We start from the raw sequence: 23,988 nt of genomic DNA, 5'->3' as shown, positions 1-23,988 counted from the left end.
TCGACCTCGAGATCATCGCCACCCTCCCAGAAAAACAACAGGCCGAACTCCACCACGTCCCCGCCAACACCCGCCTCGTCTCCTTCGTCCCCCTGGACGCCCTCGCCCCCACCTGCTCCGCCGTGATCAGTCACGGGGGGAGCGGCACGTTCCTCACCGTGGCGGGGCAGGGGGTGCCGCAGTTGATCGAGCCGTTCATGTTCGACGACGGGCTCCGGGCCGAGCGGCTGGCCGGGTTGGGGGCGGGGCTGGTGGTGCGCGGTGGCGAGGCCGCCGGAGCCCGCGTGCGCGAGGACCTGCTGCGCCTGCTCGGCGACCCCTCCTACACCCACGCCGCCGCACGGCTCCGCGAGGAGATGCACGCCATGCCCACCCCCAACGACCTCGTCCCCGAGCTGGAAAGGCTCACCGCCCGGCACCGCGGCAGCACAGGGACCGGCTGAGACGGCGTGCCTCGGGGCCGGGGCCACGACGTGGGGATCCGGGGGCAGGTCCGTGAGGAGCCGGCCCCCGCTCGACCGCGAAGGGAGAACCCCCGGGCCCGCAGGCCGGAGAGGAGTTCAGAGCGGGCGCAGCGCGGAGGCGATGCCGCGGATGCTCTTGAAGGCCCGGGGGTCCATCATCTCGAACGCCACGTCGATCCCCATCTCGTCACGGATGTGACTCACCAGGATGGCGGTGTTGAGCGAGTTGAGGATCCCCCACTCCAGCAGCGGGGTGTCCTCGTCCAGCTCTCCCTGCGGATCCCCCGACAGGAACCGCTCCCTGATGAAGGCGATCAGGCGTTCCGATATCTCCCGCTCGGACAGGTCGGTGGTGGTCAAGGTGGTCGTCTCCTTCACAGTCGGCCGTACGGCGTGGTCTCCGAGCCCAGTGCGGCCCGGTCGATCTTCCCGTTGCGGGTTCTGGGCAGCTCGCCCACGAAGTGGAACTCGTCGGCGATCATGTAGGGCGGGAGTCGTTCCGCGCTGTGCCGCTTGAGGCTCAGCACGCCCGGCGTTCTGTCGCGCACGGGTACCACGAACGCGTGGAGCCGCGCGTCGGGGCCCTCGCCGCCGACGATCACGGCGACGTCGGCCACCTCGGGGTGACCGCCGAGGACGGCCTCGACCTCGCCGAGCTCCACCCGGTGGCCGCGTACCTTCACCATGTGGTCGCGGCGGCCGAGGTAGTCGAGCGATCCGTCGGCGAGCACCCGCACCGTGTCGCCGGTGCGGTACGGGCCGCGCTGCGGCGCGGCACCCCAGTAGCCCCGCATCACGGTGGGCCCCTCCACGACCAGCTCGCCCTCCTCGCCGGGGCGCGCCTCCCTCCCGTCGGGCCGCATCACCCGAACCGTGTCGCCGCAGGCAGCGCGGCCGATGGGCACCGAGCGGTCGCGGGTCAGGTCGCCGGAGACGACCTCGTGGAAGGTGCAGACGTTGGTCTCGGTCGGGCCGTAGAGGTTGAGCAGCCGCGCGCGGGTCCAGCCCGCCAGGTCGCGGACCCCCGCGATCGGGAAGGGCTCGCCCGCGAAGAGCAGTGCCCGCAGCGCGCCGGGCGCGGGCCTGTCGAGCAGGCCGCCGTCACGCATCATCAGGGTGAGCGCGGACGGCACCGAGTACCAGACGCTGACGCGCTCGCGGTGCAGGAAGTCCACCATCCTGGCGGGGGCGTAGGCGAGCTCGGACGGGACGGGGCAGACCGCCGCCCCCGCGGAGAACGCCGCGTACAGGTCGAGCACCGACAGGTCGAAGGTGAAGGGCGCGTGGTTGGCGAACCGGTCGTCCGGCCGCGCGTCCAGCTCGGCCGCCGCCCAGTCCACGAAGGCGCGGGCGGCGCGGTGGCTGACGCACACCCCCTTGGGAGTTCCGGTCGAGCCGGAGGTGTAGAGCACGTACGCCAGGTCGTCGGGGTCGACCGGATGGTCGACGGGCCGCACCCGGTCGCCGGGCACGTCCCGGTGCTCGTCGAGGTCCACGGCGCGCACGTCCGCCTCCAGGTCCTTGACGAGTCGCCGCAGCCGGTCGCCGGAGCCGCAGACGGCCCGGGGGCGGCAGTCGCGGACCATGGTGGCGACCCGGGCCACCGGCGTCGTCTCGCCGGCCGGCACGTAGGCGGCGCCCAGGCGCAGTACGGCCTGCATCGCCACGACGGCGAGCGGTGACTTCTCCGCCCAGACCACGACGCGGTCGCCGGGCCGCACGCCCTCGCGGGACAGCGTGTGCGCCAGGGCGTCGGCCCGGTGGTCGAGCTCGGCGTAGCGCATCTCGCCTGCCGGGCCCGCGACGGCCAGGTTGTCGGGGAAGCGGGAGGCGCTGTCGATGAGAAGCCGGTGCAGGCTCACAGTCCGAGCCCTCTCGCGACGAGTTCCCGCTGTATCTCCGTCGTACCGGAGAAGATCGTGCTCGGCACCGCGTCGCGCAGCTGGCGTTCGACGCCCGCGGCGCCGAGATAGCCGGTGGCGCCGAATATCTGGATCGCGTCGAGGCTGCTCGCCACGGCCGCCTCCGAGACGGCGATCTTCGACAGCGCCGCTGCGGTGGCGGCGCCGGGTTCCTGCTCGTCCAGCGCCCAGCACGCCCGGTAAAGCAGGAGCCTGGCTCCCTCCAGCCGCTGCTTCATCGTGACCAGCCGGTGCGAGACCGCCTGGAAGTCGCCCAGCGCGCGGCCGAACTGGCGTCGCGCACGGGCGTGTTCCACCGCCCGCCGCAGCTGCTCCTCCATCATCCCGAGGTAGACGGCGGGCAGGCACGCCCGCTCCCACGCCATCGAGCCCTGGAAGACGGTGCTTCCCCCGCCCTCGGGGCCGAGCCTGAACCTGGCGGGGACCCGGCACCCGGAGAACTCCACCCGCCCCGCCGGGCAGCTGTCGAGGCCCATCTTCGCCATCGGCTCGCCCACCCGGACTCCCGGGAGGTCGCGGGGCACCGCGAAGGCGCTGATGCCGAGGAAGCCGAGGGTGGGGTCGGTGACGGCGTACGTGACGAGGACGTCGGCCATCGGGGCGTTGCTGGCGAAGGACTTCACGCCGTCGAGCACGTAGCAGTCGCCGTCGCGCCGGGCGGTGGTGGCGAGCCTGCTCACGTCGGATCCGGCCTCGTCCTCGGTCATCGCGTTGGCCGCGATCAGCTCCCCCGAGGCGAGGCCGGGGAGCAGCTCCGCGAGCACGTCCTCGCCGGCGTTGTCGCGGATCGCGACGCAGCAGGCCAGCAGGTGCGCCGAGACCGCGAAGGCGAGGCCGGTGTCGCCGCACCCCTCGGACAGGGCCTCCAGGCACAGCGCGGTGTCCAGGGCTCCGAGGCCGCCGCCGCCGTGTTGCTCGGGCAGGCACAGGCCGGTGGCGCCCAGTCCGGCGGCGGCGCGCCAGCGCTCGCGGGTGAACGGCCGCGACGGTGACTCAGACGGTGACTCGAATGATGACTCCGACGCGTCGTGGAGGCGCTTGCGCGCGCCGTCGAACATCGCGTCGCGCCGCTCGCCGCGCGCGCCGGTGAGACCGAACTCCATGAACCGTCCTTCCCTTCAGAGACGGCTCCCCCTAGATCCACGGGGGAGTGCTGAGGATCTCCAGGACCGCGCACGAGATGGTGACGCCGGGACCGATGCCCCCCAGGAGCACGTGGTCGCCGGGGCCGAGCTGCCCGGTCGACAGCAGGTGGTCCAGGGAGACGAGGTGGTCGCTCGCGCCGAGATGGCCGACGGTCCTGGCGTAGTCCCAGCTGGACTTCGACATGGGCATGCGGAGGACCGACATCCAGCGGTGCTCGACGGCCTCGGGGGAGAGGCTGGTGAACACGGTGCGGGTGAGATCGTTCGCCGTGATGCCGGCCTCGGACAGGGTGCGGCCGAGGACCCGCATCATCCGCTGCTGCACGATGACCCAGGCGAGCGCCAGGTCGCCGTCGACGGAGCACATGCGGCCGAACTCCTCGGCACGCGCGCTGAAGTCGACGGCCTCACCGGTGGTGGCGCTCGGAGGGAAGAGGGGAGTGCCCGCGCGGTGCAGTTCCTCGGCCTCGGGGACGGAGATCGAGCTCACCGAGAGCAGCCGGGCGAAGCCGGTCTCGCGGCTGAGGACCACGGCGCTTCCCGCGTCGCCGAGTACGAAGTCGGGGCCCGAGCACCACCGGTCCATCCGGGCGGTGCCGAAGTTGTCGGCCGTGACGATCAGCGCGTCGCGCCCGCGCGGATCGCCCGCCATGAACCCCCCGGCCAGCTCCAGGGCACTGAGCACGCCGTTGCACCCCTGACGCACCTCAAGGGCGAGCAGGTCGCCGCCGACGAGATGGCGCTGCAGGTAGTACTGCGGTGACCAGCCGTCGGGGCCCTGGTGCCAGACATCGGCGTACAGCAGCAGCCCGAGGTCGCCGGCGTCGGCCCCGCCGCGTCCGATCGCCTGCCGCGCCGCCCGCAGCGCCATCTCGGGAGCGGGGATGTCACCGGCGACCGCCGCCCCCAGCATGTCGTGGACCTTGGCGTGCTCGACGGAGCACAACCCGTCGGCGACCGCCGACTCCACGCTTACCGTCGGGGGGACGAACGCGCCGATCCCCCTGACGAAGACCTCCGGTGTGCGCAATGGCGTACCTTTCTGCTCGCCCGCCTCCTCACGCCGACCGGCGCGAGGGGCCGGTGGGCCGCAACTCCGGTGACCCGTCCCGCAGCTGGGAGGTCGCCTCCAGATAGCGGTCGATCACGGTCCTGTGGTAATCGGGACCGAAGTCCATCTCCTTCACCGCGGGCACCAGCCTCCGCAGCTTCTCCACGGATATGTGATGTGACGTGCCCTCGTCGATGATCTGCCTGCGGGCCGTGACGCCCAGGCGCGACTCGAGATGGTCGACGATCAGCTTGATCGGCACGGACTCACCGGTGGCGATGTTGACCACCTCCTGGGTGATCCGTTCGGCCAGCAGCATGTCGATGACCCGCACCCAGTCGGTGATGTCGATCAGATCCCTGCGCGCGCTGCGGTACATCGTGAGGTTGTCGGAGCGGATCTGCTCGATGAGAGAAGGGATCAACCGGTTCGCCGGGACGTGGGGGCCGACGACATAGCCGAGCCGCAGGATGAGGTGGCGTACCCCGGAGTCCTGGATCCGCCGCTCCAGCGCGAGCTTGTGCCATCCGTACGGGGTCACGGGTTCCACGGGTTCGTCCTCGCGGCCGCGGCAGCCGGGACCGCCGTACATGCTCATCGAGGCGGTCGAGAAAAAGACGAGTATCCGGTCCTGGCGAAGGCTCTTTACGATCGTCTCCTCGACCAGAGCGGTTTCCCGTTCGTAGTCGGAATCGGAATTCTTCCACAGAGACACACCGGCGGCGAGAATCGTCATCTCCGGGTGTGCGTCGCTGATCGGCCGCAGATGTCTCGCGAGAAAGCCATTTCCGATGATCTCCATTCCCAGCACCGCTTTCCAGCTCTGGAGGTTAACGTATCGGTTCCGTTCGTCACCATATAGCGACGCGTGTAATAAGAAAGCTCCCCGCTCCCCCCGGTCGGAGGGCGGTTTGTCCCGCCAGCGAGACAGGTACGGGTTCCGGGGCGCTCAATGGGAATTCCGCGGCCTTCGCCGCGCTTCGGATCGCGTGCCGGGGGCGTTACCTGAAGTGGTTCCCGCGGGGTCCCGGAGTGCGCGCCCCGGTGGGTCTTCGCACCGGGTGCCGGGGGTGCGCGGTGGTGCGGCCTCGCACCGGGACTCGGATGGCGCGGTCGTGCGCCTTCGCGCCGGGTCACGGGCCGGCCGGCACGCCCGCGCCGGGCCCGGGGGCCGCGGCGACCGAGACGGCCCTCTCCTTCTTCAACGGCTCCCACCAGCTGCGATTGTCCGCGTACCAGCGAGCCGTCGCCGCCAGACCCTCCGCGAAGGGGGTGAGCGGCCGGTAGCCCAGCTCGGCAGTGATCTTCGAGCTGTCGACCGAGTAGCGGCGGTCGTGCCCCGGGCGGTCCTCCACCTGCCTGACCATGGACCAGTCCGCTCCGGCGATGTCCAGCAGCGCCCGCGTCAGCTCCCGGTTCGTCAGCTCGGCGTTGCCCCCGATGTTGTAGATCTCGCCGGGCCTGCCCTTCCAGGCGACCAGGGCGATCCCCCGGCAGTGGTCGTCGACGTGCGTCCACTCGCGCACGTGCAGGCCGTCGCCGTACAACGGCACGTGCTCCCCGTCCAGGAGGTTGGTGACGAACAGCGGGATCACCTTCTCGGGGAACTGGTAGGGGCCGTAGTTGTTGGGGCAGCGGGTGATCGAGACGGGGAAGCGGTAGGTCCGGGAGAACGCCCGCGCCAGCAGGTCGGCCGCCGCCTTCGAGGCGGAGTAGGGGGAGTTGGGCTCCAGCGGATGGCTCTCCACCCACGAGCCCGACTCGATGGACCCGTAGACCTCGTCCGTGGAGACGAGCACGAACTTCCCCACCCCGGCGCGCAGGGAGGCCTCAAGCAGCGTCTGGGTGCCCACCACGTTGGTCGCGACGAAGTCGGCGCCGCTGTCGATCGACCGGTCGACATGGGTCTCGGCGGCGAAGTGCACGACGAGGGAGACGCCCTTCATCACCCGGGACATCAGCGAGGCGTCGCAGATGTCCCCTTCGACGAACTCCAGCCGGGGGTCGTCGACGACGGTGGACAGGCTCTCCATGGTTCCCGCGTAGGTCAGCTTGTCCACGATGACGACCCGGACGTCCTCGAACCCCTCGTAGGCGCCGGAGAGCGTGCGCCGGACGAAGTTCGAGCCGATGAATCCGGCACCGCCAGTGACCAAGATCCGCATTTGCCTGCACCTTTGCTGTCAGTCACGCGAGTGATCGAGCGATGTCCATGACGTACTGGCCGTATGCCGACTGCCTCATCTCGGTGCCCCGGTGGTAGCACGCCTCGGCGTCGATGAATCCCATGCGCAGGGCGATCTCCTCCAGGCAGGCGACCCGCACCCCCTGGCGGCGTTCGAGGATCTGCACGTACTGGCTCGCCTCGAGCAGGGACTGGTGCGTCCCGGCGTCCAGCCAGGTGAAGCCCCGTCCCAGGGGCAGCAGTCTCGCCTTGCCCTGCTCCAGGTAGACCCGGTTGACGTCGGTGATCTCCAGCTCGCCGCGGCCCGAGGGGCGCTGCTCCCTGGCGATGTCCACGACCTGCTTGTCGTAGAAGTACAGGCCGGTGATGGCCTGGTCGGAACGGGGGACGCTCGGCTTCTCCTCGATGGAGACCAGCCTGCCCTCGGCGTCGAGCTCCCCGATGCCGTACCGCTCGGGATCGCTCACCGGGTAGCCGAACATGACGCAGCCGTCCAGCTCCTCCCGGGCCCTGCGCAGCAGGTCGGGAAAGCCCGCGCCGTGAAAGAGATTGTCTCCCAGCACGAGCGCGCAGGGATCCCCGTCGATGTGCGAGTCGCCCAGCAGAAACGCCTCCGCGATGCCCCGCGGTTCCTGTTGCGGCACGTAGGTGAAGTTCACCCCCACGTGCGACCCGTCACCCAGAAGTGCGTGCAGTGACGGAAGGGTGTCCGGCGTGGAAATAATGAGGATGTCGCGTATCTGTGCCAGCATCAGCACCGCGATGGGATAGTAAATCATCGGCTTGTCGTAGATGGGAAGCAACTGCTTGGAGGTCGCGAGGGTCAGCGGATGCAAACGCGTCCCGTTTCCTCCGGCAAGGACTATGCCTTTCATCGGAGCTCCTGCGTTTTTGTCTGCGGCGGTGCCTGAGACTACTGTTCGAGCTCCTCAGGAAATCAACCCCCGCCGTCCCGCAAAATGGTATTGCCTTTTGGCGGAACAAATGTGATAGGGGTTGGAGTGTGTCCCCTCGGAAACCTGTCGAGACGGGCACGGCCTTCGCCACTCCGCGTTCGCGCGCCCGGAAGGACGAGTATGCGTATTCTGTTCGCAACCTACGCTGAGAAGTCGCATTTCCTGGTCATGGTTCCGCTGGCGTGGGCGCTGCAGGCCGAGGGGCACGAGGTGCGGGTCGCGAGCCAACCGGACCTGACCGACGTGATCACCCGGTCGGGGCTGACCGCGGTGCCGGTGGGCAGGGACCACAGCCTGTGGCGGGCCAACCGGGCGTTCGGCTTCTTCGACCCCCGTAAGAAGCACAAGAGGGCGGTGCCCTTCTTCGACATGGCGGACGACCACCCCGAGCAGCTCACCTGGGAGCACTTCAAGCGGGGATACGCCCAGTTCGTCCCCTGGTGGTGCCGCCTGGTCAACGAACCCATGATCGACGGGCTCACCGAGTACTGCCGGAAGTGGGAGCCCGACCTGGTCATCTGGGAGCCGGTGACCTACGCCGGGCCGATCGCGGCGAAGGCGTGCGGAGCGGTCCACGCGCGGTTCATGTGGAGCCTGGACCTGTTCGGCCGGATGCGCGGCCACTACCTGCGGGCGAAGGCGGAGCAGCCGCCGCAGGAGCGGGAGGACATGCTGCAGGCGTGGATCGCCGCGCACGGCCGCAGGTTCGGCGTGGAGTTCTCCGAGGAGATGACCACCGGTCATTTCACCATCGACTACACGCCGCCCTCCCTGGAGTTGCCGCCCGACCCGGCCGCGGGGCCGGAGCCGCACCGTGTCCCGGTCCGGTTCATCCCGTACAACGACCGCGCGGTGATTCCGCCCTGGCTGCGTGTCGCGCCCGAGCGGCCGCGTGTCTGCCTGACGCTGGGGACCACCTCGGCGGAGAACCTGGACGGGTATCTGGTGCCGGTCCAGGAGATCCTCGACGGGCTCGCCGACCTCGACGTGGAGATCGTCGCCACCCTGCCGGAGCACCACCAGGCACAGTTGGAACGGGTGCCGGACAACGTGAGGCTGGTGAGCTTCGTCCCCCTGCACGCGCTGCTGCCGACCTGTACGGCGGTGATCGACCACGGCGGGAGCGGCACGTTCTTCACGACACTGGCGAGCGGGGTCCCCCAGCTCGTCCTGCCCAACCTGTTCGACGAGCCGCTGCGGGCGCGCTACCTCGCCGAGCAGGGGGCGGGCCTGACGATGCACAGCAGTGAGGCGACCGGCGCCGGCGTGCGGCAGGCGCTCCTGCGGCTGCTCGAAGAGCCGTCCTTCGCCGAGGAGTCGCGCAGGATCCGCGACGAGATGAACGCGATGCCGGCCCCCGCGGAGGTGGCGGCCGGCATCGAGGCCCTCGTCGAGACCTACCGTGCCGCGGTCCCGGCCGCCGGCCGCTGAAAAGGGGAGGATCATGTACGAGGCCGAGCTGGCGGACGTCTACGACGCGATCTACGCGGGGCGGGGCAAGGACTACGAGGCCGAGGCGGCGACCGTCGCGGAGCTGATCCGCGAACGGCTCCCCGCGGCCGCCTCACTGCTGGACGTGGCGTGCGGGACCGGGTCGCACCTGAGGTTCTTCGCCGAACTCTTCGACCACGTCGAGGGGCTGGAGCTGTCGGCGGACATGCTGGCCGTGGCGAGGACGAGGATCCCCGGGGTCGTCGCGCACGAGGGCGACATGCGCGACTTCGCGCTCGGCCGTGCCTTCGACGCGGTCACCTGCATGTTCAGCTCCATCGCCTACATGCGAGACGAGCGGGAGCTCGCGGCGGCGATCGGGCGGATGGCGGCCCATCTGGTACCCGGCGGGGTTCTCGTCGTCGAGCCGTGGTGGTTTCCCGAGCGGTTCCTTCCCGGCTACGTGGCCGGGGACGTGGTCACCGTGGAGGGGCGCACTCTCGCCAGGGTCTCGCGTACGGTGCGCGAGGGCGACGCGAGCGTGATGGAGGTCCACTACGTGGTGGCCGACGCGGCCACCCCCGTCCGGCACTTCACCGTCACCCACGTGAACACCCTGTTCACCCGGGAGCAGTACGAGGACGCCTTCACCAGGGCGAAACTGCGGGTGGACTACATCGAGGGCGGCCCCTCTGGACGCGGGCTGTTCGCCGGAACGCTCGTATGACTTTCCGGCCGGGCGTGCAGGAAGTTCTGGATGAGGGGCGGGAGCCGTTCCTTGGCGTGGGACACGCCGTAGACCTGCGCCTGCCGCGCGGCGACGGTGAGGTTGGGAAGTTCCGTCTCCATCCAGTTCCTCGCCTGCTCGGGGCATTCGAAGCGCAGGCGCGGCACCCCCTCGGGCGCGGGGAGGGGTGGGATGACGGGACAGCGCCCCGGATACAGCAGGCGCAGCGCGGTGTCCGCGGTCCGCACGTAGTGGCCGAGGAGCCGCGAGACGGCGGCCCGCCTCGTCTGGTAGGGCATCTCGGCCACGGCGCGGTCCTTGGCGTACGCGCGCAGCATGCCGTCGTGGAACCGGAGCCGGTTGTCCGGCGTGATCCTCAGCAGGTGCCCGCTCAGTAGGTAGTCGACGCTCTGCCTCGCCCGGTGGACGTCGACGTCCGCCATGACGGCGGCCGTCGTCAGGTCGAACGTCGGGCCTTCGTGCAGGCTCATGAGGCGGAACATCTCCGCGGCGTCGTTGGGCAGCGCCAGGTAGGAGGAGGAGAACACCGAACGCATGGACGACTGCTCGTCGCACTCGATGTCCTGGCTCTCCAGCAGGTCCTCGCGTCCCGGCGGCGTCTGGCCGACGCTGGTGAGCCCGCCGTGAAAACGGCTCGTCATCCGCTCCGCCGCGATCCGCAGGGCGATCGGCAGGTGGTCGCCGACCTGGCAGAGCCCGTGGACGAGGGGATGCTCCGCGTACCCGTTCGCCTGCCTGATGACGTGCCTCACCAAGGTGGCCGCGTCCTCCTTCGGCATGAGGTCGAGCGTCATCCTGAGGGCGCCGTCGCGGGTGGTGAGTCCCGACAGCCTGTTCCTGCTCGTGACCAGCACCAGGCACGACGGGTCGCCGGGGAGCAGCGGACGCACCTGCTCGGCCGACCTGGCGTTGTCCAGCACGATGAGGATCCGCTTTCCCGCCACCAGGCTCCGGTAGCGGCTGGAGCGGACCTGGAGGCCTTCGGAGGGTTTGGGAGTGCTTCCCAGCCCGGCCAGCAGGTGGTCGAGGGCTTCGGCCGGCATCATCGGCTGGGCCGTGTTGGAGAAGCCCCGCAGGTCCAGGTGGAGCTGGCCTCCGTCGAAACGCTCGGTCAGACCGCGGGCGAAGCGCAGGGCGAGCGCCGACTTGCCCACCCCGGGAGCGCCGCTGATCAGGATGAGTCCGGCCTCGTCCAGGCGGTCGGCCGCCGCGACGAACCCCTCCAGCCGTTCCAGCTCCTTGGACCGGCCGGTGAATCCGGGGATGTCGCGGGGCAGCTGGGCGGGGGGCGGTGCGAACGCCGGCGGGAGGGCGTTGTCGGGGGAGGAGAGCGTCACCGGGGAGTCGGGGGCCGGGGCGGGGGAGCGGAGGGTGCCGTTCAGGATCTGGTCGTGGCACCTGCGCAGGTCCTCGCCGGGCTCGATGCCCAGCTCCCTGATGAGCAGGCGCCGCACGCTGTGGAACTGCTTCAGCGCGTCCGCCCGGCGCCCGCAGCGGTAGTGGGCCACCATGAGCAGGTGGTGGAGCCGCTCCCGCATGGGATGGGTCCTGACGAGGCTGGAGAGATCACTGATGATCTCGGTGGCGCGGTCGGCCTCCAGCAGGAGCTGCGCGCGGTCCTCGATGGCGGTGACGCGCAGCTCGTCCAGGCGGATCCGCTCGGTGTCGGCGAGAGGGCCGACCGCGCCACCGAACGCCGGCCCGCGCCACAGGGCGAGCGCCGCGTCCAGCCTCTTCACCGCCTCGGGCCAGGGGCCCGATCGTTGAAGCTCTCGTACGTCCTCCAGATGCTTCTCGAAGACCTGGACGTCTATCTTGTGGGCGTCGAGCTGGAGCAGATAGCCGTTGGCGTCGGCGACCAGGAGCCCGGAGGGTGCCCTTCGTGGCCTTTTCGGCTCAAAAGTACGTCGAAGACGGGCTATATAGGTGTAGATGCTGCTTTCGACAGTTGTGGGGGGATTTGGTCCCCATACCGCATTGATTAACTCCTGTCGGCTGAGAGTGGCTCTGGGACGCGTGGCCAGTGCCGCAAACAGCGCTCGCTGGGTCGGAGACCCCAGGTCAAGTTCGTGATCACCCCGTGTTGCACGCACCGGCCCGAGAAGGTGCACCTGTACCAGGTCGTTCAACAACGCTCTCCCAGTCTCAGCCCGCCTAGAGACGCGATGAAAGGCCCTCCTGAGTGTGCGCTCAGGATCAAACGGTTGGACCTACGCATATAGCCATATCTGTGGAAACGAAGGGTCGGCAAGGGAGGTTCCTCGGGTGACACTATTGTTACCTGCGTCACAGGGGTCCCTCGACGAACTCAGGTCAATCCCGTAAACAGATGTCTCGCTGGCGGGACATCGTGTCATGCCAGGCGAAGGACCGTAGGACGGGCACGCCGCCCGGGAGCGATCTCGCTCATCCCGGCGTCGCGGGACGGGTGCGGACGCGGAGCGTCCGGGACATGGCCGCGCGGCCGGGGTGCGGGCGCGAAGTGGGTGATCGAGGGGGCGCTGGGGGGACGCCGAGAGGACGCCGAGGGTGCGGGCCGAGAACATGCGGGGAGTGGCGGGAATTATCCGGGAAAACAAGACGGGAAGCGGGCGGGAAACCGCAGACGGCCCCGCCCCCGCCGCCCGGGAAAACCCGCCCAGGTCTTGTGAGACGGCACCTCGGTGTAATAGGAGATTTTTCGCCGCTCGTACGTGAAAAGCGTATCCGAGGCGGTGACGAATCCACTGGTCTCGGTTACCGTCGAGCCCGGCATCGGATTCCCGAACTTCCCGGTGAGGCGCTGGTGGTCATCGACGACATTCGTTCTCCGCGAGGTGCGCCGCTCAAGAGGGTGGTCGTCACCGGTTACGGAGTCATTTCCCCGTTCGGGGTGGGCTGGGAAACCGCGTGGTCGAATCTGATCCAGGGCGGAAGCGGTATTCGCGAGCTTTCTGGAATTGACACCTCGGGGCTCCCGGTGGGCATCGGCGGCCAGGTCCTGGACTTCGACCCCGGGGTGTGGCTCCCGGCCTCGCTGGTGCGCCGCACCACGAGACCGGCGCACCTCGCCCTGGTCGCCGCCACCCTCGCGCTGAGGGACGCCAAGCTCGACGTCGACGCCACGCTCGCGCCGAGGCTCGGGGTGACGGTGGGCACGGCCTGCGGCGCGAGCGCCGCCGTCGTGGACGCCGGCGCCGCGTTCGCCGAGCGCGGGTTCATGGCGCTGAGCCCGTACACCTTCACCTCCACGGGCGTCGTCACGGTCGCCTCCGAGGTGGCCCTGCACGTCGGCGCGCAGGGGCCCGCCGCCTGCACGGCGACCGCCTGCGCGACCGGGGCGACCTGTGTCGGCGAGGCGATGCGGCTGATCCGGCTCGGTGAGGCGGACGTCGTCCTGGCGGGGGGCGCCGACGACACCATCACCCCCTTCGACATCGCCGCCGCGGCCAGGGCGAGGGCGCTGTCGCGTCGCTCCGGAGACCCGCGCGCCGCCAGCAGGCCGTTCGACACCGGTCGCGACGGGTTCGTGATGAGCGCGGGCGCCGGGATCCTGGTGCTGGAGAGCGAGGAACACGCCCTCGCGCGCCAGGCCCGCGTGTACGGCGAGGTGGCGGGGTACGCGGCCACCACGGACGCGCACAACCTGACCAGCCCGCATCCGGAGGGGGTAGCCGTCGAGCGGGCGGTGCGTCTCGCGCTCCGGGACGCGGGCGTCACCCCCGCCGAGGTCGGCTACGTCAACGCGCACGGCACCGGGACCCGGATGAACGACACCGCCGAGATCAAGGTGATCCGCCGGGTGTTCGCCGAGCGGGCCACGTCCGTGCCGGTGAGTTCGACGAAGAGCATGACGGGTCACATGCTGGGGGCGGCCGGCGCCGTCGAGGCGATGATCGCGATGGAGGCCGTACGCACCGGGATCGTCCCGCCCACCGTCAACTGCGACGACCCGGAGGACCCGGAGATGAACTTCGTCGCGCACCGGGCTCAGGAGCACGCGGCCGACGTGGCCGTCAGCAACTCCTTCGGATTCGGCGGCCACAACGCGGTTCTGGTCCTGCGCCGCTGGCGGGACTGATCACTCTGACCGGCGTGAAAAGTCGGAAAAGCCGTCCGGTGTGACCGTGAAGGGATTTCAGAAAATGTCTACCAAGCAACAGGAAATGCTCTCGAATTTGGCCGATATCGTGGAGAGGGTCGCAGGCGTGCCCGCTGAGAGGGTATTGCCGGACAAGTCGTTCACCGACGACCTCGCGCTCGATTCTCTGGCCGTCGTCGAGGTCGCCTTCTCCATGCAGGAGCAGACCGGGGTGGAGATTCCGGAAGAGGATCTGGCGCGCATAAGGACGGTCCAGGACTTCCTTGACTTCGTCGAACTCTCCGCGGGGTCGAATTGACCGCGCAACGAGTTCCCGAACACGGCGGCGTCGTGCCCGCCGATGCCGTTTTCCATGAAGTGCCCCGTGACGTGACCTATGAGGAGCTGACCCCCGCCGAGTTGCTCGGCTCCGGTTTCGCGGCGCCGCGGATCAACGAGAGTTCCTGGCTGGTCCGCTGGGACCTGCTCGGCGACGGCCCCGATATCGAGAGGTTCGTCCTGGAGGCCCTCGCGGAGACCGTGGACCTGGAGACCTCGGGCAGCACAGGACCGAGCCGGTGCTGGCGGCGGACCCGCGAGCAGATGTGGTCGGAGGCGGGACTGCTGGCCGGCCTGATCGAACGTGACCGCCCGAGCGCTCTGCTCTCCTTCGCGCCGCCCAGGCATGTGTACGGCGCGCTCGCGAGCGTGCTCGTACCGGCCAGGCTGCGCCTGCCCGCGTGGTACCGCCCGCAGTACTTCGGCGCGATGCCTCCCCCCGCGTCCCGGCGCTGGGCCGTGGTGGCGGTTCCCTGGACCTTCTCCATCCTGCGCAGGCAGGTGGCCTGGGTGCGGGGAACGGAGCACCTGAGCGTGCTGCACAGCACGGCGACGCTTCCCGCGATGGCGGAGTCCGTCGTCAAGGAGGCGGGGACGAGGCGGATGCGCATCGTGGAGGTCTTCGGCTCGACGGAGGCGGGCGGGATCGCCTCACGGACCTGGACCCCGGACGGGCCGCCGTGGGAGCTCTTCGACGACGTCACGTTCGCCTTCCCCGGCGATCCCGCCGGCGGTCCGGCCGGTCTCCCGCCCGGGGGACGGCCCGGCGACCCGTACGAGGAGGAGGCGCCGCTGGTGGTCCGGAGCCCCCGGCTGGCCTTCCGGCCGGGCGAGGCGCCCACGGACGTCTGGCGGACCGACGACTACGTGCGGCGGCTCGACGAGCGCAGGTTCCGCTTCGACGGCAGGCGCGACCGGCTCGTGAAGATCAACGGCCGCAGGATCGACCTCGACAGGCTGGAGGAGTCGGTGAGATCGGTGCTCCACTGCGCGGATCTGGCCTTTCTCCCGGTGGAGGACGCCTTCAGCGGCGAGAACTTCGACCTGCTCGTGGTGCAGCAGGACGGCGCACCGCTGTCCGTCACGGAGGTGCGCGCGGCGGTGGGGCGGTTCGACGCCCGGCCGCGCCAGGTGCGCCTGGTCGATCGGATCGACCGCTCCGACACGGGCAAGCTCCGGCGACTACAGCGACCTTCCCTTTCCGACGCGGGAGCAGACACGTGACAGCATTGATCGACGGACGTTCCACCGAGAGCCTGGCCTCGATCGTGAGGAGCGCGCACTGGGACGCCCGGGTGGAGCCGTGCGAACACGAGGACGCCCAACGCATGCGGGCCAGCGTCGACCTGCTCGCCGAGCGGCTCTCCGGCTCGGACTCGGTGTACGGGGTCACCCACGGGTTCGGTCCCCTGGTGGCGTTCTCCGCGGCCGACTCCCCCATGGAGCAGGGCGCGGGCCTCATCGCCCACCTGGGCTCGGCCCAGGGCAGGCCGCTGGACCCCGAGGTGTGCCGCCTGATCGTCTGGCTCCGCCTCAGCAGCATGCGCAAGGGCCACTCGGCCGTCTCGCCCGACTTCTGGCAGTCCCTGGCCGACCTGTGGAACGAGGGCTTCACCCCGTCGATCCCGCGTGACGGCACGGTGAGCGCGAGCGGGGACCTGCAGCCGCTCGCCCACGCGGCGATGGCCCACGCGGGCACCGGGGAGGCGTGGGTGCGCGGCGGCGACGGCGGCTGGTCGGTCGTGCCCGCCGCGCGGGCCCTCGCCGACATGGACGCCAAACCGGTCGAGTGGTCGGCCCGCGAGGCGCTGGCCTTCGTCAACGGGACCAGCGTGAGCCTGGCGGTGTGCATACTCAACCACCAGGCGGTGCTGAGGTTGGTCAGGGCGGTGGGGGTGCTGACGGCGAGGATCGCCGACATCCTCGGCTCCAACCCGGAGGCCTACCATGCGGGCATCGGCCGGGTCAGGGGGCAGACGGGGCAGCTGACCGTGGCCCGGTGGATCCGCGAGGATCTTCCCGTCGGCATGAAACGCGACCCGCTCCGGCCGTTGCAGGAGCCCTACAGCCTCCGGTGCGCCCCCCAGGTCCTCGGCGCGGTGCTCGACCAGCTGTACGGTGCCGAGGAGATCCTCGTCCGCGAGGCCATGGGCTGCACGGACAATCCGATCTTCTACGAGGGTGAGCTGCTGCACGGCGGCAACTTCCACGCCATGCCGGTCGGCCTGTGCTCGGACCAGATCGGCCTCTGCGTGCAGCAGGTGGCCTTCCTCGCCGAGCGGCAGCTCGCCCTGCTGTGCGATCCGGCGTACAACGGCGGGGTGCCGCCGATGCTCACCCCCCGCCCGGGGGCGGGCAGCGGGCTGGCCGGGGTGCAGCTGAGCGCCACCTCCTTCGTCTCCAAGATCAGGCAGCTCGCCTATCCCGCCTCCCTCACCGCGTTGCCGACGAACGGCGGCAACCAGGACCACGTGCCGATGGCGCTCAACGGGGCCAACTCCGTGGCCGAGGCCGTGGAACTGGCGTGGCTCGTCGTCGGCTCCCTCGCGGTCGGCGTGGCCCAGCGGGGCGCGCTCGCCGGGCGGAACGAGACGGCCTCCGGCCTCTGGGCCGACCTGGCCAGACTGTCCCCGCCGCTGCGGGCGGACCGGCCGCTCGCGGCCGAGGTGCGTGCCGCGAGCGGCCTGCTGCAGGAGGCCGCCGAGGGACTGCTCTCCCGCGAGGGCTGAGGTCTTTCCCGAGGTTCGCGAATTCACGGGACCGCGAGTCGACAAGAACCGCAGATCCCGCTGTAAAAGGAACGCCGAGGGCGACCTCGGCGAAGGAAAATCATTCCTCCCCGGGGAGGAACGCTCATGAGAACGTGAAATGCGAAAGGTCTGGTAACGACGGTGGCCAAAGCAACACGCCGTGGATTTCTGGGAGCGATGGCCGTTGCGGGAGGGGCGGCCGCGGGGCTGGCCACCGGTGAATCGGCGGCGAATGCGACGACCCCGGGCGGGTCGTCGCGTGGGCATTCCGAATGCGCACCGCCGCCGAACGCGGCGACGATAAAGCCGGACGACCCGAGATACGCGGAACTCATCACCAGGGGCTACAACTCCCGGTTTCTCGCGCAGCCGGAGTCGGTCCGTGTCGTCCACTCCGCGGAGCAGGTCGTGCAGGTGGTGAACGAGGCCGTGCGCGCGGGCAAGAAGATCGTCGTGCGCAGTGGCGGTCACTGCTTCGAGAACTTCGTGGACGACCCCGCCACGTCGATCATCATCGACGTCTCGGAGATGAACGACGTCTACTTCGACCCCACTCACAAGGCGTTCGCGATCGAGGCCGGTGCCACGCTCGGGCAGGCCTACCGCTCGCTCTACCTCGGCTGGGGCGTCACGATCCCGGCCGGTGGCTGCCCGAGCGTGGGGGCGGGGGGTCACATCGCCGGTGGCGGGTACGGTCCCCAGTCGCGCAGGCACGGGCTCGTGATCGATCACCTCCACGGTGTGGAGGTCGTCGTCGTCGACCGCTCGGGCCGGGCGCGGATCGTCGTCGCCACCCGTGAGGCCCGCGACCCCAACCGGGACCTGTGGTGGGCGCACGCCGGCGGTGGCGGCGGGAACTTCGGGATCGTCACCCGCTACCTGATGCGCTCCCCGAACGCCCGCGGCAACGACCCCGCGACCCTGCTGCCCAAACCACCCGCGCAGCAGCTCGTGGTCTCGGCCAGCTGGAGCTGGGAGAACATGACCGAGGAGGCGCTCTCCCGGCTGGCCGACAACTACGCCCGCTGGCAACAGCAGAACCACGCCGACCCCGCCTTCGAGAGCATCGACAGCTCGCTGACCATGTACCACCGCTCCAGCGGGAGGATCGAGCTGTTCACGGCGATGGACGGCGACGTGCCCGGCGCGGACGGCATCCTGTGGACCCTGGTGCAGACCGTCGGCGAGGGCGTCGGCATCGAGCCCACCTTCGACTACTTCAGCGTGGCGCCGTGGCTGCGGGTCACCCTCTCCTACGACTCGGGAGCCGGTGCCTACGCGCTCAGGTTCAAGTCGAAGGCCGGTTACCTGAGGAAGCCCTGGACGCCGGCGCAGCTCAAGGTCGTCTACAGGTATCTGACGGAGGGCGAGGGTGACGTCGGGGCCTCGGTCTACCTGATGTCGCTCGGCGGGAAGATCAACGCCGTGGATCCCGCGGCCACGGCGAACCCGCACAGGACCGCGCCGCTCATCGGCTTCTTCGACGTCGGCTGGTGGGATCCGGCCGAGGACGACAGGTGGCTGGCGTCGATCCGCGACGCCTATCGGGAGATGCACGCGGACACGGGCGGCGTTCCCGTCCCCGGCGAGGCCTATGACGGCGCGTACATCAACTACCCCGACAACGACCTCGCCGATCCCGCGCTGAACACCTCGGGAGTGCCCTGGCACAAGCTGTACTACAAGGACAACTATCCGAAGTTGCAGCAGGTCAAGGCGAAATGGGATCCCCGCAACGTCTTCAACCACGCGTTGTCGGTCCGGTTGCCCGGAGCTTCGGACACCCTGCCCCCGCAGACCCGTCCCAAGAACGCCCGCAAGGCCGAGACCAAGAAATACCCCCGGAGGGTGTCTCCGAGGCACGCGAACAACCTGCGTTCGCTCGGCCTGCCCGAGTGAGCGAAGGGCCCCACCGGGTCTTCCGCCCGGTGGGGCCCCGCCCCTAACGCGGTGTCAGGTAGATGACCCCGAGGTCGCGCCGCCGGATCGCCTCGGCGAGCTCCTCACGGGTCGGCGGACGGTCGACGTTGACGACGATGCCGAGTCGTTGCCGTGCCTCCTTGAGCCCGATCTTCTCGATCAGGGACTCCATCTCGGCGGCCATGGTGTCGGGATCGTCCATCAGCTCGGCGCGCATGGGGGTGCGTACCCCCATGTCGGTCACCTCGATATCGGCGCCACCGCGCAGATTCACCTTCCATCCGGCCTCGGTGTAGACACACGACCTGCCGCTCTCGTCCTGCTTCATGACGGGAATCTCGTATTTTTTCCCGGTCTTTCTTCCGGTGATATGAAGCAGTATGACGCCGGCGACGGAGCTCGATTTACCCTTGCGTATCTGCTTGCGCATCATAGGGTTGAAGAGGCGCATCATGAATTTCATCATGACGGGCGTTTCCTTGATGGTGACCGCGTGGGACGTGTTTTCCGACATGACTCATTGTTTCATCTTCGCGGAGATTTAAAGAGGGGGAGCGGCTGATTCTTCGGACGGCGGACCGCGCGGTGCACGGACCGCGCGGCGAGCGGGGCGGGGTACGGGCGGGGTCAGGCCGGACGTCTGCTCTTCGCGTCACCGCTGTTCACGGCGCCAGGGGCGCTCGCGTTCTCGTCGAGGCGCCAGCGTGCCCGGCCGCCCACGAAGGTGGCCACGCACCGGCCGGGCCCCTCGTGGAGCAGGGCGGTGTAGGCGTCCCGCTCGCCGGCCTCCACGGCGAAGACGGCGAAGTCGGCCCGGCCGCCCCGTCCCAGGGAGCCCAGGCGGCCGGGTCCCTCGTCCATGCCCAGCGCCCGAGCGCCGCCCAGCGTCACCGCCTCGACCAGGAGGCGGTCGTGGTCCGGGGCGTGGGAGAGCGCGCGGGCGACCGAGAGCGGGTCGCCGCCCGTACGGGTGCCGACGGCGATCGCGCTCTCGCCGTCGAGGAGACCTTCCGCGGCGAAAGGCGACGAGATGGCGATCACCGTGCCGCGGACCTTGAGGAGTTTGCGGTCGGCCTCGTCGAGCGGGCCGGAGATCGCGATATGACAGCCCGCGGTGAGCACCCCCACCTCGTCGAGGAAGGCGATCGGCCGGCGGCCGGGCTCGGCGTGGAGCCGGAGCCCGAACGTCCGTGACAGGACGGCGAGGTCCTCCATGACGAGGGGGTCGGGGGAGTGGGCGGCGATGCCGATGACACCGGGGTGGTCGACCTCGCGGATCGCGGTGATCAGGCGGTCGCGTCCCTCGTCCTCCCACTGCTCCTCGTCCTCGCAGCGGGTCTCCAGGTAGGTCACGCCGTCCAGCCCGGCCTCGCCGAGGGTGGAGGCGGCGTCGAGATCCGCGGCGATGCCTCCCACCGCGGTGACGCCGTGCACGGAGGCGGGGGGCGAGGTCCTCTCAAGCCGGAGATGCGCGTCGACCAGTCCTGGAACGATCATGCCGGGCCAGTGCACCGGGGAGAGCAGGGGGTGGGCGGCCTCGATCTCGGCGCGCGGCCCGACCCGCACGATCCGGTCGCCCCTGACGACGATCGCGCCGTCCCTGACGGGAGGGCTCGCGACGGGCAGGACGAGGGGCGCGCAGTGGATGGAGACGACCGCCCGGGCACGCGTGCCGATGGTCCGACCGGCCCGCGTCGACATAGGCACTCCTGTATGTTCGTCCCCTTTGGAGAGGTTAAGGGGATGAACCGAAGATCTCAAATGCATCTCGGGTAAACGTCGCGCCGACCTCCTTGACAGGAGATTGTTGATCTATCTGAAAGCGGTCTATACCGTTTTAGCGTGATACGACCCCCCAGGTTGCTGAAGGTACTGCTTGCCGCGATCGTACTGATCCCCATCGGTCTCACCTCCGTTCCCGCCTCCGCCGAGCCCGCTCCCGACCCGGAAAACCCCTGGCGCGTGGACCACTGGCCCCGGACACAGCCCTGGCAGCAGGACGCCCCCGAGACAGGGGCCGCGCGGCGGGCCGACCCCGCCGCCCCGGCACCGATCGACCCGCAGAACTGGAAGAACCCGGACCACATGACGTGGGCGGACTACCGCAAACCACCCGGCACCAACTGGGCCGACCCCTCGGCCAGAGGGTCCAAGCGGACCTTCCGCGGCGCGCTCGTCCTGGTCGACTATCCCAACCAGCCGTTCGTGGTCACCCAGCCCAAGGGCTCGACCGTCTTCAAGAACCCCAGCGCCGAGGCCCACGACATTCCCCGCGAGAAGGTCGCCCGGTTCTACCAGGACTTCCTCAACACCCCCAACGAGCTCAACCGGGGGCACACCATCCACGAATACTGGATGGAGGACTCGGGAGGCCGCTACGGCGTGGAACTCGCCTCCTTCGGCCCGTACCTGATGCCGGGCAAGTCGCACGAGTACGCGATGGAGTTCCAGGGAGGCACGGCCTGCCCGTCCGGCGACACCTGCACCAGGAACATCAGGACCGACGCGCGGGCCGCGTGGGTCGGCTCCGTCGGCCAGGAGATCCCCGCGGGCTTCGACTTCGTCTTCTACCTGAGCGCGGGGCAGGACGAGTCGGCGACCTGGCAGGAGTTCGGCCCGATCAAGTTCCCGACCAAGGAGGCGGTGACCGACGACTTCGGCCCGCCGGACCCGGCCCTGCCCAACTGGGCCAGGACCCGCTACGTCGAGTGGACGTCCTGGGCCTCGGCCGCGTCCATCTGGCCCAACGCCGGGGGCGGCTCCTCCACCCAGGCCGAGAGTTCCGGGCAGGGCGTCTACGCCCACGAACTCAGCCACATCCTCGGCATCGGCGACAACTACAACAACCCGTTCGGGGTGCCACCGCGCCGGGCGTACACCGGAGTCTGGGAGATGCTCAGCCGGGGCAGCTTCAACGGCCCCGGCGGCCCGCACAGCCGCTGGCTGATCCCGCCCACCTCGGGCGGCTCGATGGGCGCCCAGCACATGCTCCGCAACAAGATCAAGCTGGAGATGGTGGACGAGGCGAACGTGCTGCGCCTGTCCAGGGAGGCACTGGCCGACTCCGGCCTGGTGGTGGCCAAGGTGACCGCCCGGGTGGCGCAGCCGGGACCCGGCGGCCTGTCGGGCGTCAACATCGCCTTCGGGAACGGCGACCGCAGCCCGGCCTGCGACGTGAACACCGACCCGTTCTGCGACGGCGGCGGTTACGACAACTACACCGTCGAGGTCGTGGACAGGATGGGCGCGGACTCCTTCACCCCGGACTCCGGCGTGCTGCTGGCCAAGACCAAGAACGAGGACCGCGCGCCCTTCGAGTGGGTGGTCGACGCCAACCCGCAGGACATCGGCATGACCGACTACGTGCTGCCGGACGGCGCCGCCGTGCCCATCACGATCGGCGACTACCGTCAGCTGTCGGACGCGCTGTTCCACGCGGGCACCGGCTCGGGTTCGGAGTTCGAGTACGTGGACCAGGCCAACCGGCTCCACTTCTACGTCCTCGACCTCAAGCGCGACCGCGAGGGCGTCCTGTCGTACACGGTGGCGATCCGCTCCCTGGACGGCGCCGGCCCGAACGGGCGCGGAGTGAGGCTGCTACCGTCCGTCGGCGTCCCGAAGGGGAAGGACCTGACGTCCTGCCGCTTCCCGCTGTTCAACACCGGCAGGGTCGCCCCGGCGCGGGGGCAACACCCCGAGGACGTGAGCGCCTACCTCAAGGGTGACGTCTACCGGCTGTCGGCGAGCGTCGAGGGCCGCGGCTGGACGGCGTCGCTGCCCAACGAGCTCGCGACCGCCGACTCCGGCGGAAACACCCTGGTCACCGTGAACGCGCTGCGCGCGGCGAAGGGTGGCCACCTCGCGAAGGTGACCCTCACCGCCACCTCGGAGAGCGACCCGTCCAAGAAGGCGAAGGCGACCTGCCTCGTGCTGGGACGTTAGCGCCGGACCCGCGTCCCACCCGTCCCGTGCGGGGACCGGGGCGCGGGTTACGCGTCGTGCCTGCCCATCCCCGTGTCCGTGCTCATGTCCGTCCCCGTCCCCGTGCGTGCCGTGCTCACGCCGGGGGTGGGGACGGCGTGTCAGGACCCGAATGTCCCCCATAAAGGGAGAAAAGGCGCACTTACCGATGTCGAACGAGGACATCGATGATTACGGATGCCGACGTCGACAGTTAACGGTCCGGAGGTAAAGCGATGTATAGACTCGAAGGCGATGAACGACTTCACGCGTTGGATCGATCTTGAAGGTGCCGTCAACGTCCGCGACCTCGGCGGGCTCGCCACGGTGGACGGCGGGACCACACGCTTCGGCCGGATCTACCGGTCCGACAACCTGCAGGGGCTGACCGGAAGAGACGTCCGGCAACTCGTCACCGCACTGAAACTCCGCAATGTCGTCGACCTGCGCTCGGGTCCCGAGGTGCGTCTGGAGGGGCCGGGGCCGCTCACCAAGGTGCCGGAGGTGAACATCCACCACCACACCCTGTTCGCCGAGGGCGGCGTGTACACCGACGTCGAGGCCGACACCATCGAGGCCGACAAGGTGCTGCCCTGGACGGAGGAGCGGCTCGAGGAGGATCTCGCAGAGCTCCGGGTGACCGGGTTCTACTACGGCTACCTTCGCGACCGTCCCGACTCGGTCCTGGCGGCCCTGCGCGCCCTCGCCCTCGACGAGGGGGCCGCCATCGTCCACTGCGCGGCGGGCAAGGACCGCACAGGCGTCGTCTGCGCCCTCGCGCTGGAGGTCGCCGGCGCCACCCGCGAGGCGATCGTCGCCGACTACGTCGCCACGGGTGACCGCCTTGAGGGCATCCTGGCGCGGCTGCGCTCCAGCACCACCTACCGCGCCGACCTCGACACCCGCCCGGCCGACGACCATCGTCCGAGGTCGGAGTACATCGAGCGGTTCCTGAGCGTCCTCGACGACCGTTTCGGCGGACCGCTGGAGTGGCTCGCCTTCCACGGCTGGAGCGAGGGCGACTCGCGTCTCCTGCGCGCCCGCCTGCGTGACTGAC

20 protein-coding genes are annotated in these 23,988 nt (G+C 69.8%); 10 read left to right on the top strand and 10 right to left on the bottom strand.

The genetic code is table 11. The annotated features are described in order from the left end of the window. Positions 1-443: nucleotide disphospho-sugar-binding domain-containing protein (locus tag ABZ664_RS15915; RefSeq protein ID WP_362509214.1), on the top strand; the 443-nt coding region annotated here is incomplete at its 5' end. Positions 444-560: 117 nt separating this feature from the next. On the opposite strand, the gene ABZ664_RS15910 is transcribed toward ABZ664_RS15915, so the two are convergent. From ABZ664_RS15910 to rfbA, 7 genes are all read right to left on the bottom strand, one after another. Continuing rightward, the gene (locus ABZ664_RS15910) at positions 561-824 is read right to left on the bottom strand and encodes a phosphopantetheine-binding protein (protein ID WP_362509211.1); all 264 of its coding nucleotides are present in this window, start codon (positions 822-824) and stop codon (positions 561-563) included. Between the two features lie 14 nt (positions 825-838). Next, entirely contained in the window at positions 839-2,326 is a 1,488-nt protein-coding gene (locus ABZ664_RS15905; RefSeq protein ID WP_362509208.1) for an amino acid adenylation domain-containing protein, read from the bottom strand. Next, positions 2,323-3,489: an acyl-CoA dehydrogenase family protein gene (locus tag ABZ664_RS15900; protein WP_362509205.1), complete on the bottom strand. Its 1,167-nt coding sequence runs from the start codon at positions 3,487-3,489 to the stop codon at positions 2,323-2,325. Before ABZ664_RS15900 ends, ABZ664_RS15905 begins: the two co-directional genes overlap by 4 nt. A gap of 31 nt (positions 3,490-3,520) precedes the next feature. After that, positions 3,521-4,561 carry a ketoacyl-ACP synthase III family protein gene (locus ABZ664_RS15895; RefSeq protein ID WP_362509202.1) on the bottom strand — a complete coding sequence of 347 codons (1,041 nt, stop codon included), beginning with the start codon at positions 4,559-4,561 and terminating at the stop codon, positions 3,521-3,523. Positions 4,562-4,589: 28 nt separating this feature from the next. Then, complete coding sequence (locus tag ABZ664_RS15890) at positions 4,590-5,384, bottom strand: NAD-dependent epimerase/dehydratase family protein (RefSeq protein WP_362509199.1); 795 nt, start codon at positions 5,382-5,384, stop codon at positions 4,590-4,592. A 331-nt stretch (positions 5,385-5,715) separates the two neighbouring features. Beyond that, a complete protein-coding gene (gene rfbB, locus ABZ664_RS15885; RefSeq protein WP_362509196.1) occupies positions 5,716-6,747 on the bottom strand; it encodes a dTDP-glucose 4,6-dehydratase in 1,032 nt (343 codons plus the stop codon). 22 nt (positions 6,748-6,769) lie between these two features. Then, the gene (rfbA, locus tag ABZ664_RS15880; RefSeq protein ID WP_362509193.1) at positions 6,770-7,642 is read right to left on the bottom strand and encodes a glucose-1-phosphate thymidylyltransferase RfbA; all 873 of its coding nucleotides are present in this window, start codon (positions 7,640-7,642) and stop codon (positions 6,770-6,772) included. Between the two features lie 201 nt (positions 7,643-7,843). Here rfbA and ABZ664_RS15875 point away from each other — a divergent pair, with 201 nt between their 5' ends. Continuing rightward, positions 7,844-9,154, top strand: coding sequence for an activator-dependent family glycosyltransferase (locus ABZ664_RS15875; RefSeq protein WP_362509190.1), 1,311 nt, complete (start codon positions 7,844-7,846; stop codon positions 9,152-9,154). Between the two features lie 13 nt (positions 9,155-9,167). Further along, positions 9,168-9,881 carry a class I SAM-dependent methyltransferase gene (locus ABZ664_RS15870; RefSeq protein ID WP_362509187.1) on the top strand — a complete coding sequence of 238 codons (714 nt, stop codon included), beginning with the start codon at positions 9,168-9,170 and terminating at the stop codon, positions 9,879-9,881. Here the strand turns inward: ABZ664_RS15870 and ABZ664_RS15865 are convergent. After that, a complete protein-coding gene (locus ABZ664_RS15865) occupies positions 9,827-11,995 on the bottom strand; it encodes a BTAD domain-containing putative transcriptional regulator (protein WP_362509261.1) in 2,169 nt (722 codons plus the stop codon). The genes ABZ664_RS15870 and ABZ664_RS15865 overlap by 55 nt on opposite strands. A 692-nt stretch (positions 11,996-12,687) precedes the next feature. On the opposite strand from ABZ664_RS15865, the gene ABZ664_RS15860 reads away from it, so the two are divergent. From ABZ664_RS15860 to ABZ664_RS15840, 5 genes are all read left to right on the top strand, one after another. After that, on the top strand, positions 12,688-13,962 hold the full coding sequence (locus ABZ664_RS15860) for a beta-ketoacyl-[acyl-carrier-protein] synthase family protein (protein ID WP_362509184.1): 1,275 nt from the start codon (positions 12,688-12,690) through the stop codon (positions 13,960-13,962). A 64-nt stretch (positions 13,963-14,026) separates the two neighbouring features. Further along, a complete protein-coding gene (locus ABZ664_RS15855) occupies positions 14,027-14,281 on the top strand; it encodes an acyl carrier protein (RefSeq protein ID WP_350949577.1) in 255 nt (84 codons plus the stop codon). Between the two features lie 71 nt (positions 14,282-14,352). Then, a complete protein-coding gene (locus ABZ664_RS15850; protein WP_362509181.1) occupies positions 14,353-15,525 on the top strand; it encodes a long-chain fatty acid--CoA ligase in 1,173 nt (390 codons plus the stop codon). After that, a complete protein-coding gene (locus ABZ664_RS15845; RefSeq protein ID WP_362509178.1) occupies positions 15,522-17,030 on the top strand; it encodes an aromatic amino acid ammonia-lyase in 1,509 nt (502 codons plus the stop codon). Before ABZ664_RS15850 ends, ABZ664_RS15845 begins: the two co-directional genes overlap by 4 nt. Positions 17,031-17,228: 198 nt before the next feature. Beyond that, the gene (locus ABZ664_RS15840) at positions 17,229-18,950 is read left to right on the top strand and encodes an FAD-binding oxidoreductase (RefSeq protein WP_362509175.1); all 1,722 of its coding nucleotides are present in this window, start codon (positions 17,229-17,231) and stop codon (positions 18,948-18,950) included. Positions 18,951-18,993: 43 nt separating this feature from the next. Here ABZ664_RS15840 and ABZ664_RS15835 read toward each other — a convergent pair whose 3' ends face one another. Further along, entirely contained in the window at positions 18,994-19,401 is a 408-nt protein-coding gene (locus ABZ664_RS15835) for a nitroreductase/quinone reductase family protein (protein WP_362509258.1), read from the bottom strand. Positions 19,402-19,598: 197 nt separating this feature from the next. Next, positions 19,599-20,672, bottom strand: coding sequence for a hypothetical protein (locus tag ABZ664_RS15830; RefSeq protein WP_362509172.1), 1,074 nt, complete (start codon positions 20,670-20,672; stop codon positions 19,599-19,601). A 141-nt stretch (positions 20,673-20,813) separates the two neighbouring features. Between ABZ664_RS15830 and ABZ664_RS15825 the strand changes: the two genes are divergently transcribed. Together ABZ664_RS15825 and ABZ664_RS15820 are read left to right on the top strand one after the other, a co-directional pair. Beyond that, the gene (locus ABZ664_RS15825; protein WP_362509169.1) at positions 20,814-22,913 is read left to right on the top strand and encodes a M6 family metalloprotease domain-containing protein; all 2,100 of its coding nucleotides are present in this window, start codon (positions 20,814-20,816) and stop codon (positions 22,911-22,913) included. 273 nt (positions 22,914-23,186) lie between these two features. Next, positions 23,187-23,987, top strand: a complete 801-nt coding sequence (locus tag ABZ664_RS15820) for a tyrosine-protein phosphatase (protein ID WP_362509166.1) — start codon at positions 23,187-23,189, stop codon at positions 23,985-23,987. Position 23,988: the final 1 nt, after the last annotated feature.

The organism is Streptosporangium sp. NPDC006930, assembly GCF_040635605.1.
Classification (GTDB): domain Bacteria; phylum Actinomycetota; class Actinomycetes; order Streptosporangiales; family Streptosporangiaceae; genus Streptosporangium.
This window is presented reverse-complemented; position numbering and strand designations above follow the sequence as displayed.